This is a genomic window from Paenibacillus sp. Root52 (genome assembly GCF_001426865.1).
In the GTDB taxonomy this organism is placed as follows: Bacteria; Bacillota; Bacilli; order Paenibacillales; family Paenibacillaceae; genus Paenibacillus.
Window position 1 is genome coordinate 1 of sequence record NZ_LMFO01000023.1, and the last position, 13,276, is coordinate 13,276.

Below are 13,276 nucleotides of genomic sequence, written 5' to 3' on the forward strand. Positions count from 1 at the left end.
TTTATACTTTTGTCCTTTAATCGCCATAAAAAATGCACCCCCTAGAATTTCATCGGCTAAACCCAGGGGTTTTTCCAATGTCTATTCTAAGGGGTGCACTCCAGTCACCGAACAGGTCCTTCTTATCTTTATGAAGACAGACAAGTTGTCTGATGAACCTATTTAATTTTGACGGTTCCTTCACCAAGCATATTCTCCATTTCGGCAAAGAGGGTTGGAGAAGGCTTGATCCGATAGCCGTCACTCAGTGCAAGCAGCTTCTGCTGCTGCTCATAGAAAAGCACAGTGGCTACAGGCCCCGGATGCTGCTCTAAAAGCTGCTTCAACCGTGCAAGCAACTCGGGCGTCTCCGCCTGAGGGCTAATCTTCACAAATACTCGCTGCTCCATCGCCTGAGGCCGACGAGTCGGCTCCGCACTGCCTGCACCGGGGCGTTCAATCGGAGCGCTTCTCGCCCCGGCTGTGTCAGCCCTTGCAGCATCGCTGCCGCGCACTGCTGCAGAGCCTGCGCCGCTAGGCTGCGCTCCGGCTCCAACACCCGCACCAGCCGGCTGCTTCGGCGCAGCCGCTGGGCGTGAAGCGCTGCCGGGCTTCGCGCGCCGTTCGCGACTGCGTAGCTGCTGTTCCAGTGCCGTCGGTGTGAGCGACGCCACCTCCTCAGCCAGCAGCTTAAACCCTTCGTCCTGCTGTTGCACCTTGGCGCGCACGACGAGCAGTTCACCTTTCCCGATCATCTGCTGGCTTCGCCGCCATACTTCGGGAAAGAGAACCACTTCACAGCGTTCAATCTGGTCTTCGAGCTCCATGAACGCCATCGCTTTCCCCTGTTTCGTCGTAATCGACTTCACAGAGACAACCATGCCCGCCGCAACCGCCATCGTATCATCGGCTGCCTCGGTCAATTCCATAATCCGATCTGCACCGCTGGATTCAAGTATTTTCTCAAAATCATCCAGCGGATGTCCAGAGAGATACAGACCAAGCAATTCGCGCTCTAGCTCCAACTGCTGACTTGCAGAAAACGGTGGAATTTCCGGATATTCAATCTCCCAATTCGGTGTCTCCACAAAATCAAACAATTGAATCTGTAAGTCCTCACGTTCCTTACGCCATTTCAGCGCCGCCTCCACCGTTTCATCCAGCATTGCAAGTAACTGTGCTCGATGACCAGGCAACGAATCAAAAGCCCCCGCTTGAATCAGCGATTCAATTACCCGTTTATTACACACCCGCAAATCAACACGTCGACAAAAGTCGAGCAAGCTGTCAAAAGGACGTTCCTTACGCACAATCATGATGCTTTCCATCGCTTGGGTACCTACGTTTTTGACTGCAGCAAGACCAAAGCGAATGGCACCTGACGTTGTAGGCGTCTGTGCTTCCTCGTCCAGTTCCGCTGCTGTTCCTGCGGCTGTGAAGGAAGCTGCTGGTTGTGAAGCTGAGTTCTCTTCATCGCTCGAATACCCTGCTGTAGCAGCTGTGACAATGCCCGTCCCTTCGGTCTTCGCAGAAGGTTCGGTTATGGCAGTGGATGTCTGCCACTCATAACCAGCGCCCTCTTCTCCGGGCTCAGGCCCAGGATCATCTGGCAGAGGCGCATCACCGTAGTGTGCATGGTCATAGCCATCATCATGACCATTTGTACCTTCCTCTGCCGTGTCCTCATCGGTTTGAGTTGTAGCATGACTTTTCTGCTGATTAGAAGAGATAAAGACCGGTGTAAACAAAATACCACTCTCGTTCACATCCGGCGGTAATACCTCAATCTCCATCCGGCGACACTCCACGACATACTCTGCAACTTTCCGGTGGCTACCCATTATAGCCGTCAGCATGGATGCCATAAAGTGAACGGGATAATGGGCTTTGAGATACGCCGTTTGGAAAGCCAGTACACCATAAGCGGCGGCATGGGCACGCGGGAAACCGTAGTTTGCAAATTTGACGATCATATCGTAGACCAAATCTGCCTCTGCTTCACTATATCCCTGTTTCAGGCTACCCTGAACAAAGTGTCCACGCTCCAGATCCAGCACTTCCCGTTTTTTCTTCGAAACAGCTCTGCGCAGCAAGTCGGCTTCACCCAGTGAGAAACCTGCCATCCGCGAAGCAATCTGCATGATTTGCTCCTGATAGACGATAATACCGTAGGTATCTTTCAGGATTGGCTCTAGGTCGGTATGCGGATAATCCACCTCAATTTGACCGTGCTTACCTTGAATATATTTGGATATAAACTCCATTGGGCCTGGACGATACAGAGCCAGCACGGAGATGATATCCTCGAATACGCTTGGTTTCATGTCTTTCATGACACGCCGAATTCCCGCAGACTCTAATTGGAATATGCCCATCGTATCGCCGCGCCCCAGCATCTCATATGTCTGTGCATCATCGTCTGGGATATGGCGGAAATCTGGCACCTCTCCATGCTCCCCAATCCAACGAAGACAACGCTCAATAATAGAAAGGGTACGTAATCCGAGAAAGTCCATTTTGAGCAATCCGATGGCCTCTAAATTCTCCATAGAATATTGCGTCAGAGCAGTGCCCTCACTGCCTTCTTGCAGCGGAACAGCGTCTGTCAACGGATCCCGAGAGATGACCACTCCGGCTGCATGTGTGGAGGCATGACGAGGCATACCTTCTACCTTCATCGCCATATCCAACAGCTCACGTGTTTTCGATTTAGTCTCATACAAGGTCATCAATTCAGGCGTCGTTTCCATCGCCCGCTGAATGTTGATGCCTAGCTGAGCCGGAATCAGCTTCGCGGCTTTATCTACTTCGCCATATGGCACGTTGAGTGCACGTCCAACATCACGTACTGCTGCACGAGCAGCCATTGTACCAAAGGTAATAATCTGTGCTACATGCGCTTTTCCGTACTTTTCCGCAACATAATCAATGACTTCATCCCGACGTTCATCACTGAAGTCAATATCGATATCGGGCATGGAGATCCGTTCAGGATTCAGAAACCGCTCGAAGAGCAGGTTGTACTTCATAGGATCAACATCCGTAATTTTCAGCGTGTAGGCCACGATACTGCCTGCGGACGAACCCCGACCGGGCCCGGTCACGATGTTCTGACTGTGAGCATAAGCGATAAAGTCCCATACGATAAGGAAATAATCAGAGAATCCCATGCTATCAATAACCCGAAGCTCATACTCCAATCGCTGCTCCAGCTCTGAACGCTGCTCCTTGTCCGTCCACCGCACGGTGTTGCTATACCGTTCTTCCATACCTACCTCGCACAATTGACGCAGATACGTAGATGGGCTCTGTCCTTCTGGGAGAGGTCTATATTCAGGCAAAATAGATTTGCCAAACTCCAGCTCCAATTCACAAGAATCCGCAATGCGAACGGTATTGGCTATAGCTTCAGGCACATGAGGGAACAAACGCGCCATGTCTTCCCCACTTTTCAGGTACAACTGGTTCGTTCCAATCCGCAGCCGAGTTTCATCATCAACAGTTTTACCTGTCCCGATGCAGATTAGCACATCCTGAAGCTCCGCATCCTCTTCTAACAGATAGTGAGCATCATTCGTCACTACGAGCGGAATCTCCAGCTCAGCAGCTAATTTCATCAGCTGTGGATTGACACGTTTTTGCTCTGAGAGGCCATGATCCTGAAGTTCAAGATAGAAGTCTTCTCCGAAAATGTTCTTGTAACGTAGCGCCGCGCGCCGTGCTTCCTCTTCTCGTCCGTGCAGCAAATGCTGTGGAACCTCTCCACCCAGACACGCACTTAAACAGATGATGCCCTCGTGGTGTTCCTGCAGGCTCTCCATATCAATACGTGGCTTATAATGGAAACCTTCCAAATGACCGATCGAACATAGCTTCATCAGATTACGGTAACCAGTCATATTCTTCGCCAGCAAAATCAAATGATGAATCGGCTGATCCTTACGACTTCCCCGCTCTTTGCGAGAGCCCGCAGTCATATACGCTTCACATCCGATAATCGGCTTAATACCCCGTGCTACGCACGCTTTATAAAAAGGAATAGCGCCATACATCACGCCGTGATCGGTTAGCGCAAGTGATGTCATTCCGAGATCTGCAGCTTTGTCCACGAGATCCGAAATACGCGCAGCGCCGTCCAGCAAACTATACTCACTGTGAACATGCAAATGCACAAAAGAACTCATGTTTTTTTCTTCCTTTCCCCACTCAAAACATTCCATTCAAACTCTATAAATAAAAGGTTCGCACTACATATCCAAAGCGTATGACTAGAAACAAAAAAAGAGATGGTAACAGATATATCATAATATCTGTACCTCTCTTTTTACAAGTACGTGAAACTTCTATTCCTGTTCATGACGAATCCAGGTAATAAGTTGATCTGCTGGTTTTCTGGTCACTGGTCGAGAAACCGCATCGTCCGGCAGATATCCAAGATGAAGTGTCCCCACCAACCGTTCGTCCGAATTTAGACCTATTTGCGTGGCAAACGCCCGCTCCCTGTTGTATTCGTTAGTTTTCCACACTAGTCCAATGCGTTCTTCCCAGGCGAGCAGCTGCAAATTTTGAATCAGTGCTGCTGCAGCAAGTATTGCCTCTTCATTTCTCCAAGGATCCTTACCCTGCCGAACAGCAACGCACACATGCACCGGAGTGTCCTCACAGTAATCCCGCGTTGTACCTTGGCCATATTGTTTTAACTCTTCCGAAGTATAGGTCGAGAGCACAGCATCACAGAACACCTTGCGACCCTCGTCCATAAAAATAATAAACCGCCATGGTTCTTGTTTGGAATGATACGGAGCCCACACTGCTGCTTCAAGCAGTCCAAGCAACTTATCTTGAGAAATAGGCCTTTTGCTAAAAGATCTAACTATCCTTCGCTCACGAATTACCTGCTCCACTAGGCTCAATTGAAGATTACCCATCAGCGATTTCTCTCACGGATTACAGATACGATATCTTCCACTGCATTCAATGTCGCGACTGATGAGAATCCAAAATTCATCCACTCCTTGTCACCTACCAAATACACATGATCTTCTTTAACTGCCTTCATGCCCTTCCAGATATTGCTTTCTTTCATTTCTTCGTATAGTTTCTGAGCATTGGTGTTATCATCACCACCGTCAATTTGGAGAATAATGTGATCAGGCTGATACTCGGTTAACAGCTCAAGCGAGACAGGAACACTCCCTTCACTTGCTGGGTAAGCTGCTACAGTTTTAAGCCCTAACTCTTTATGAATTACCATACCTCTGCTCGAAAGCTCACCCATTACATAGCTTTCTTTAGGCATAACTCTCAAGTAAATAAACGTCTCATCTCCAACTAGACCTTTTAGCTCCTCGCGAGCATCAGCAATGTTCTGATCATAATCCTGGATAGCCTGCTCAGCTTCCTTCTGTTTGCCCAAGGCCTCACCCATGTCCTTCAATTCATCACGCCAATTGTCCCGGTCGGGTAGAAGCACGGTTTTAGCTATTTTGGCGTACTGGTCATATATTTTCTCATCTCGCCATTTAGGAGCAATGATGATATCCGGCTCGGCTGCAAGAGTACCCTCCAAGTTAGAACCATTCCCCAGCTTCGGGACGTTGTCGAATTTGCCTTCCAAATAATCCGGGTAATCCGAATGATAGTTCTCTGCTGCAACTGGTGTCACACCAAGCACATACAAGAAATCAGGATATGTAACCGAAGTGGCGACCACGCGCTGTTCTTGTGCTTGAGGTTCGGCTTCCGCACTAGGTTCCAACTTCTCTGCACTTGTCCCAGCGCAAGCTGTAGTTAGTAGCAAGGTTAGAATCATTCCTAATCCCAGCCATTTTTTTGCATGTTTCATCAGTCTATCCCCTTCAATATATAAATAATAACGATTCTCATTCTCATTATATACATGTCCAAACATAAATGAATGGAGATTTGACCGTTCTCATTTGGATTTTTGCGAAGTTAATGTGTTCTATAATTTAGCCATCTTATTATGACCGCTTTTGTGTCAGAAGGTCTAACAATTCCTGAATCGCATACTGAGTTGCAAGCGGAGAGAACAAGAAATTATACCACTCTCGGTTACTTAGAACATGCACTTGGTTATTCTGAACAGCGAGAAGCTGATTCCACATCGGATGATCGTAAAGAGCACGCTGGGCAATCATGCTATCCTCCATTTGCAGCAAAATATGATTGGGCTGAATTTGAGCAAGAATCTCAACCGTAATGAGCATCCCCTCTCCATATAAAAAAGAAGCATTCGGCATTTTCAGATCAAGCTCCCGGTACAGCGTATTTCCTCTTGAAGACTTCTCCCCATATAAATTGATACCTTCACTAGTCAAGCGAATATATATTATTGTCTCATTCGAAATAAGCCTGTGTAACTGCTCTCTTGCCTGGTTTAACCTCTCGTTGTACTTACTAATCACTTGTTGTACCTGCTTGTTTCTGCCTAATACTTCTCCTAGATCCTTCAGTTCCTCTCTCCAATTGTTACGTTCAGGTAAGAGTACTGTCGTTGCGATCCGGTTAAGCTGCTCATAATGTTGATCGTCCTGCCAAGCGGATGCAATAATAAGATCTGGCTTCAAACCCCGAATCTCATCCATGTCGAGTGAGTATCCTGACTCCCATTTCCGTACTTGTTTAAACGACTCTTTCAAGTAATGAGGAAATTCGGAAGACGGAGCTTTGGCCACAATTGGCGTCATCCCAAGAGTATATAGTAGTTCAGGCGAAGTCATCGTTGTTCCCAAATATCGACGATGATGTAGATAAAGACGCGGTGAATGGCCTACCATTTGTTTGAATCTCCGACTAAAATAATGTTCATCCTCATATCCGACCTTACGGGCAATCTCATAGAGGCTGTCTCCAGTAAGATTCAATAGCTCTTTGGCTCGTTTTATTCGTAATTCAGTAATATAGTCTCTGGGATTTTGGTTCGTTATTTCCCTAAACCTCATGGTGTACCATTTCCGGCTGACATTAGCCATCTTCGCCAGTTGCTGGACTGTAATTGGATCATCGTAGTGTTCATCTAGATAGTCAATTGTTCTTTGTATAGCCAGATTGGGCTGCTGCAGTTCAGCTTTCCTTCGCAATTGTTCGACGATAGCACACATCCATTTATGAAAAAGAAGATGACACCACAACGGATCATGCAGATCCTCACGTTGAAAACTCTCCACGATCTGCTTCACATCATCGATGGCCATATGTTGAAGGTTAACAGAGTTACACAGTTCAAGCACACCCGTTTTATTCTGGTTGTCCAATTGTTCTTTCTCCGGCGCCAACCCCTGTAATAAACTGACCCTCTGACAATGAATGATATAACAGACGAGAGGAGATAGTTCCCGGTTGATCACAGCTACTGCTTGTCCTTCCTCGACTAAAAAAAGATCATGAGGACGAAACGACCGGGTATCCTGTCCAAGACTAATCTCTCCCTCGCCGCTAACGCCAAGGATAAACTGAACCCCAGAGTTAGTACCAGGCTTCCCCGCTATTTCTTCATCTGAGCAATGGGTCTCACCTGTCAGCAGCTTAATCTGTACAGCATCCTTCAATACCATTGTCCAATCTCTGAATAACACCCCATAGTTCAATTCCAAATTCATAATTAATCTCCCTTGCCTACTGTAAGTAACTGCACTCGCAAGATACATTTTTATCGACATTTTATCATAACGTCTGGGGGCACGCCCATACAATAGAAGTACAAGCCGCCCTCCTATTCGAACTCGGATTTGGGGACGTGTACTGGGTCTGAGAAGGAGTGTTGCTAGATGAGCACATTTTTGTCCAAAGCTATTCTTGATTTTTTTATCGCATTTGGGATCGTACTTGGCGGTGCCATGATTGGAGGGATTGGAGCTGTCATTTCTCTTCAGCCGCCTACGCAGACGATGCTAGATATTTCAGGCAAAATAAAAATATGGGCGCTTGCAGCGGCAGTTGGAGGTACGATTGATCCCATGCGTGTCATCGAAAGTAATTTCTTTGACGGTAATCTATCACCAGCAGTCAAACAAATCTTGTATCTCATCTCAGCCTTCATGGGCGCTCATATGGGAACCGAACTTGTGAAATGGGTCTGCGGCGGCGGACGTGGCTGATATGGTCACGAGGCAAGGTTCATGAGAATTCCGCCGTTCTCCAACTACCGTCCATTAATGCGCATGACCGCTGTTTTTGTCCTGGGTATGATTGCGGGAGCCATTGTTTACAATGGCATATTCCACCTCAGTTACAACACCTTGTGGCTGAACAATCAGGAATTACAGCTACAACTTCATCAGAATGAGAAAGATATCAAAACGCTGAAGAAATATAGTAAACGCCAAACGGTCATCAAAGAAATTAAAGTCCGAGCAGAGGATTCTGACAAGGGGCCAGACGAGGCTTCATTAAAAGTATTACTGCAAAAGCTCGGCGATGAACTGGAGGCGCTTCGCGGACGAGATGTGTTCAACATCGACGAATATAGTAAAATGACCCGGATTATGTTAAATCAAAAGGTTTATACGGTTCGAGAGAAGGATTATACCGTTCAAGTAAAAACGATGCTAGTAATGGAAGGTGTGCTACAAGTCTGGGTGCAGATTCGTCAACATGTCCCAACGTAACCCACACATTGTAGTTTCACGAATGTAGTTTCAAGAATACCACAGCAAAAAAACTGCCCTTGTCTGCAAATGGCATGATACAATAAGGGCAGTAAATGCTTTCCAGAAAAGGAGCCTGGTATTCGTGTTTATTGAAGTACTCAAGTACAGCCTTATCGCCATCTTCACATTGACCCTGGTCTGTGCCGCCGTAAATAGTATTCGTTCCCATCGAAGTACACATCCTGCTACCACAGGTGTGTATCGTTCCTGGACAAACATCTGGATGGGTGCAATGCTCATTGTACTGGCTCTAATCCTCATGTTTGTCTTTAGCGGCTCAACATTATCCATCGTTGTGGAAGCGTTTTTTTTGCTAGTGGGTGCATACAATCTGTTTGCTGGTTTACGTAACCGTAGTCATCATGCTCGACTGCAGCAACAGGCAGAAGGCAGATCACCTCATCCATCCAGCCCATCCGTTTAATTGTAACTCACCCTGTCTTTCCATGCGTTAGGTTAACAAAAAGAGGATCTCTGCCTACATCGAATACATGTCTGCCCGCGTACTCCATAACGGTTGACGTAAACGATGAGGAGATATCCTCTTTTGGAATTACACCCAATAATAGTGACCACGACGCTACTACGCATGATCAATGGATTGTAAGGTCATGACCGCTTTGCATACTACACTTCCATCACGTGTAATCACAATGTCCATTTTGCAGGTACGGCGGCTTGTCTCCAAAATAATCGGACGAACCAGAATCTGATCTTCGATCTGCACGGGTCTGACGAAATAGGTAGTCACATTATCCACAACATGGTCATTACCCGTCACGTCCCATGCAGCACGGCGTCCGGCTTGTGTCATTATGTTAAGGAGAACCCCTTCTGAGATCGTTCCAAGATCCGTCGCCATCTGCGGAATAATAAATCCATGAAACATCAGTTCATTCTGCTCTCCACGTTCTTCGGCGAATCCGTTCCAGATCAGATGATCAAAGGTCTCCCCGAGCTGGGGTTGCTTCTGAGCATCCCGCATCGCCTGAAGGACTTCTTTGCGTGTCACGGAAGCAATTAATTTACGGTTCCGATCCACGATGGGCAGGAAATCAATTCCCTCCCAGGTCATAATCTGAGCAGCCGAAGCGAGAGAGGTCTGCAGTGAGGCTGTAACTGGCCGGCGAACTACACATTTCTCTATGCTCTGATCTTCTTTCAATTCACTCACATCTTTGAGACTCACAATCCCAATAACACGGTTCCATTCATCCACCACAGGAAAGCGATGTTCTCCTGTCTCTGCGACCAGCTTGTGGAAATCAGACGCAAAACTGGTCACCTTAAGCACCTGAAGTCGTGGTTTCTGACCGATGATATCCTCAACCAGCATGATTTTTTTCTTAATCAGTCGGTCAAAGATCGCTCGGTTGATCATAGAGGCCACAGTGAATGTATCATGTCTGGAAGAGATAATGGGTAGCCCAAGTTCATCAGCCAGCAAACGCACCTCTCGACTTGTTCCAAAGCCCCCAGTAATCAATACACCAGCTCCCTGCTCCAGGGCAAGCGAGTGTGCATTATCACGGTTACCAACAATCAACAAACTTCCTGCATCAATATAACGAGCCATCGCTTGCTCTTTCATCGCACCGATCACGTATTTATGAAGCGGTTTGGCAAGTCCGTCACTGCCGCCGAGCACATGACCTTCTACAATCGTTACCACATCGGCAAAAGTAAGCTGCTCTGTCATGCCCCGAGGTCTCTTCTCAATTCGAACCGTTCCGATTCTTTCCTTGGTCACGACCATCCCAAAGTTCTCTGCCTCTTTAACCGCACGGTATGCTGTACCTTCACTTACCCCAAGTTCTCGTGCTAATCCACGAACGGATATTTTACTGCCAACCTTCAATTGTTCGATATGCTGTAGTAGTTGTTCATGCTTCGTTACATTCTCTTCTTGTCCGTCCAAACTGTACCACCCCCGAAGATGCATCTGTACTATTCTGTATCTATTATAACACGAGCAAAGGAAAATAACCCCATCGTGTCTCCGTATGTAACCAACCTCTTTAATAGATCATGAACACCTTCATTTATCTCAAAAAAAGATCGCCAAAAAAGACCGCATCTCCTCACGTTAGAAGAGAATACGGTCTTTCTACAATAGCTCCAACTCGTCCACTACGCACCTAACCATGCTTGATCCATTACGGACTTTTTGAACAATCTCTACACCGATTTACTCTGTTCCTGCTTGTCCAACAGCTTCATTTCCCATTGCCGCAACTTGGCACGTCTAACCGCTTCAAGAGCACGCTTCTTCTCTTCATCTACACCGAGAATGAAATGTAAGTGAGCACCGATGATTAACATGGAGAATAGCACCCACACGATACCAAAAATGTTCACCCAGTCCATTCCACCTGCGAAGGAAATTCGCGGTAATGCAATAATCAGCATAGACAAGGCAACTAAGAGATAGATCACATGTTTTGCTTTTTTCAACCTTTTCACTATTCACAGCTCCTTCGTTCTTGATCGACTCTATATGTCTAGTCTATGAACCAGGTTGCTGTAATATGAAAGGTTTGGACAGATCGTTAGGATACATTCGTATAGTCATAACTTGATGTGTATACGCGCGTGTGGAGCGGCTAGATCACTTATGCTTCTGAGCCACCATACAAGTGACCAAGACTATCAGCGATAATTTTGTTCACATCTTCAATGATGACACTCAGACGACGCTCAGCATCAAATAGACGACGGATGTTCAGGTTAAGGCTCAGCACCTCAAACAGCTTTTCCATTTTCTCCATTTCTTCTGGGGCAGGCATATCCCCGCTCATCATACGTTGTTGCAGCTCCATTTGTTGGTCACGGAAGCCATCTAACATACGTTTTGCTTCTGGGTCAGTTTCAATCAACTTCATTGCAGAGGTAATTTCCTCTACCTCGTTACTTTCTCTCAGGGCTTTCGCCAAATCATTGGCTTTGTCATAAATGTTCACTATAATTCCTCCTCGGATATGAGTTGTTGTTCATTTGTTCATCACATTCTCATCGCAACGTTCATCCGTGTTAATACACGTAAATAACTACTGTCAAACAAGGCAAGTCAAAACAAGCCCTCCATCACCTGGCCCGAAGGAAATGTATTTAATCCAAATGGGTCAATCACCAAGGGATATATGTCCTCATATGATGAAGCACATGCCATGTTTTCAGATGCCGCTTTAATTTCGAGATCAGACATCAAGTTGCCGCCCGGAAGGAGATCCGTGATGTCCAAAAAAAAAGTAACGATTCAGGTTACCGGCTCGGGCATCCTGCAGGACGACGTCATCATGCTGGGCGAAGGGGTACTCAAAGCATTAAAGATCCCTTCGGGAAGGCCGCTTCAGTTACAATTTGGCTCTTTCCACCGTGAAGTTACCGTCATCCCGGTTCCTCGCTATGACGGTCTACGCATCAATCAGACGGTAGCCAGCCAAACTGGCCTTGTACCCCGCTCTGTGCTTAGCGTATCTTATCGTTCCGCCAGTCGCACGCTGCGCCTTGGTCCCTTCATCAGTGTGTTGGTTAGCCAGGATTACCCCGATCAGCCTGATCGACCCTTCGGCTCCATCACGATGTTCTGTCATGAACTGGTGAACGCCTGCCGGAAGCAAGGCGCCTATGTATCCTTCTTTACGCCAGAGGATATTGGAACGATCAAGGGTCAAATGCGAGGCTGGGTGTACGATGACGGCTGGAAAAAGACCGTTCTGCCTGTAGCAGATGTCGTCAATAACCGGCTGACGTCCCGTAAGCTTGAGAACAAACCTAGCGTACAGCATTTCATGAAAGAAGTAAAATCGCTCTACGGTACACAAACCTTTAATGAAAAATTTCTGGACAAAAATGAAGTGTTCGATGCTTTGAAGTCCATCACAACGCTCAAAAAAGTGATGCCGGAATCTCATCTGCTCAAAACTTCTTCCATGCTTAAAGCGATGTGCAACCGATATCCCGTCGTTTTCCTTAAGCCTGTTCGCGGCTCTCTGGGCAAAGGGATCATTCGAGTATCCCGCCAGAACGATGGAAGCTTCCTCACTCTAGCTACAAGCGTTGGAGGCACTCGTAAGCAGACCTATACCTCATTGGATAAACTGTATGCCAGTCTGTCTGGAAAAATGAAAACAACTCGTTACCAGATTCAGCAGGGGCTGACCTTGATCGATAATAGCGGCAGACCTGTAGACTTCCGTGCGCTGGTGCAGAAAAACAAAGTTGGCAAATGGAGTGTCACTTCCATTGTTGCCCGCATTGCTGGTGGAAGTCACTATGTCTCCAATCTCGCAAGAGGCGGAAGTCTAAGCACCGTCAAGGAAGCTGTCGCCAAAACGGCATTGTCCAATGCAGCTAAAGCTTCAGCTTACGCTGGGCTGCATACGGCTGCACTTGATATTGCGAAAGGCATTGAGCAAGCAATTCCCGCTCATTTTGGTGAACTCGGGATTGACCTAGCCCTCGATACCACAGGACGTGTGTGGCTGCTGGAAGTCAATTCAAAGCCATCCAAAAATGATAATACACCGCTAAGCGAGAGCAAAATCCGACCTTCGGTCAAAGCGATGTTGGAATATTCAAGCTATCTCGCTGGATTCTGAAGGAGTCATCTAGAACAGGAGGTG

The 13,276-nt window shown here is 47.0% G+C and carries 11 protein-coding genes; 4 read left to right on the forward strand and 7 right to left on the reverse strand.

Annotated elements, in window-relative coordinates:
- Positions 1–158 precede the first annotated feature (158 nt).
- The 4 genes from ASD24_RS17630 to ASD24_RS17645 all read right to left on the reverse strand — a co-directional run bounded on the left by ASD24_RS17630 (position 159) and on the right by ASD24_RS17645 (position 7,601).
- Positions 159–4,163 (reverse strand): DNA polymerase III subunit alpha, encoded by a 4,005-nt coding sequence (locus ASD24_RS17630; protein WP_056698235.1) that lies wholly within the window; start codon positions 4,161–4,163, stop codon positions 159–161.
- A gap of 159 nt (positions 4,164–4,322) precedes the next feature.
- A complete protein-coding gene (locus tag ASD24_RS17635; protein ID WP_056698240.1) occupies positions 4,323–4,907 on the reverse strand; it encodes a nitroreductase family protein in 585 nt (194 codons plus the stop codon).
- Complete coding sequence (locus ASD24_RS17640; protein WP_056698242.1) at positions 4,907–5,824, reverse strand: ABC transporter substrate-binding protein; 918 nt, start codon at positions 5,822–5,824, stop codon at positions 4,907–4,909. Before ASD24_RS17640 ends, ASD24_RS17635 begins: the two co-directional genes overlap by 1 nt.
- Before the next feature lie 139 nt (positions 5,825–5,963).
- Positions 5,964–7,601 carry an ABC transporter substrate-binding protein gene (locus tag ASD24_RS17645; RefSeq protein ID WP_056698244.1) on the reverse strand — a complete coding sequence of 546 codons (1,638 nt, stop codon included), beginning with the start codon at positions 7,599–7,601 and terminating at the stop codon, positions 5,964–5,966.
- A 168-nt stretch (positions 7,602–7,769) separates the two neighbouring features.
- Here ASD24_RS17645 and ASD24_RS17650 point away from each other — a divergent pair, with 168 nt between their 5' ends.
- The 3 genes from ASD24_RS17650 (at position 7,770) to ASD24_RS17660 (ending at position 9,075) form a co-directional block, all read left to right on the forward strand.
- On the forward strand, positions 7,770–8,099 hold the full coding sequence (locus ASD24_RS17650) for a YtrH family sporulation protein (protein ID WP_056698247.1): 330 nt from the start codon (positions 7,770–7,772) through the stop codon (positions 8,097–8,099).
- Positions 8,100–8,120: 21 nt separating this feature from the next.
- Complete coding sequence (locus ASD24_RS17655) at positions 8,121–8,609, forward strand: hypothetical protein (protein ID WP_056698250.1); 489 nt, start codon at positions 8,121–8,123, stop codon at positions 8,607–8,609.
- A gap of 124 nt (positions 8,610–8,733) precedes the next feature.
- Positions 8,734–9,075: a YtpI family protein gene (locus ASD24_RS17660; RefSeq protein ID WP_056698253.1), complete on the forward strand. Its 342-nt coding sequence runs from the start codon at positions 8,734–8,736 to the stop codon at positions 9,073–9,075.
- A gap of 159 nt (positions 9,076–9,234) precedes the next feature.
- Here the strand turns inward: ASD24_RS17660 and ASD24_RS17665 are convergent, their stop codons facing one another.
- The 3 genes from ASD24_RS17665 to ASD24_RS17675 all read right to left on the reverse strand — a co-directional run bounded on the left by ASD24_RS17665 (position 9,235) and on the right by ASD24_RS17675 (position 11,611).
- Positions 9,235–10,569 carry a DRTGG domain-containing protein gene (locus tag ASD24_RS17665; protein ID WP_056698255.1) on the reverse strand — a complete coding sequence of 445 codons (1,335 nt, stop codon included), beginning with the start codon at positions 10,567–10,569 and terminating at the stop codon, positions 9,235–9,237.
- 260 nt (positions 10,570–10,829) lie between these two features.
- Positions 10,830–11,114 carry a hypothetical protein gene (locus ASD24_RS17670; protein WP_156395486.1) on the reverse strand — a complete coding sequence of 95 codons (285 nt, stop codon included), beginning with the start codon at positions 11,112–11,114 and terminating at the stop codon, positions 10,830–10,832.
- 149 nt (positions 11,115–11,263) lie between these two features.
- The gene (locus ASD24_RS17675; protein ID WP_056698257.1) at positions 11,264–11,611 is read right to left on the reverse strand and encodes a YlbF family regulator; all 348 of its coding nucleotides are present in this window, start codon (positions 11,609–11,611) and stop codon (positions 11,264–11,266) included.
- Between the two features lie 273 nt (positions 11,612–11,884).
- Between ASD24_RS17675 and ASD24_RS17680 the strand changes: the two genes are divergently transcribed.
- The gene (locus tag ASD24_RS17680) at positions 11,885–13,252 is read left to right on the forward strand and encodes a YheC/YheD family endospore coat-associated protein (RefSeq protein WP_056698261.1); all 1,368 of its coding nucleotides are present in this window, start codon (positions 11,885–11,887) and stop codon (positions 13,250–13,252) included.
- Positions 13,253–13,276 lie beyond the last annotated feature (24 nt).

Excerpts from the sequence above, each read along its gene's own strand:
- ASD24_RS17630 (WP_056698235.1), bottom strand. The coding sequence starts at position 4,163 with ATGAGTTCTTTTGTGCATTTGCATGTTCACAGTGAGTATAGTTTGCTG.
- ASD24_RS17635 (WP_056698240.1), bottom strand. The coding sequence starts at position 4,907 with ATGGGTAATCTTCAATTGAGCCTAGTGGAGCAGGTAATTCGTGAGCGA.
- ASD24_RS17640 (WP_056698242.1), bottom strand. The coding sequence starts at position 5,824 with ATGAAACATGCAAAAAAATGGCTGGGATTAGGAATGATTCTAACCTTG.
- ASD24_RS17645 (WP_056698244.1), bottom strand. The coding sequence starts at position 7,601 with ATGAATTTGGAATTGAACTATGGGGTGTTATTCAGAGATTGGACAATG.
- ASD24_RS17650 (WP_056698247.1), top strand. The coding sequence starts at position 7,770 with ATGAGCACATTTTTGTCCAAAGCTATTCTTGATTTTTTTATCGCATTT.
- ASD24_RS17655 (WP_056698250.1), top strand. The coding sequence starts at position 8,121 with ATGAGAATTCCGCCGTTCTCCAACTACCGTCCATTAATGCGCATGACC.
- ASD24_RS17680 (WP_056698261.1), top strand. The coding sequence starts at position 11,885 with ATGTCCAAAAAAAAAGTAACGATTCAGGTTACCGGCTCGGGCATCCTG.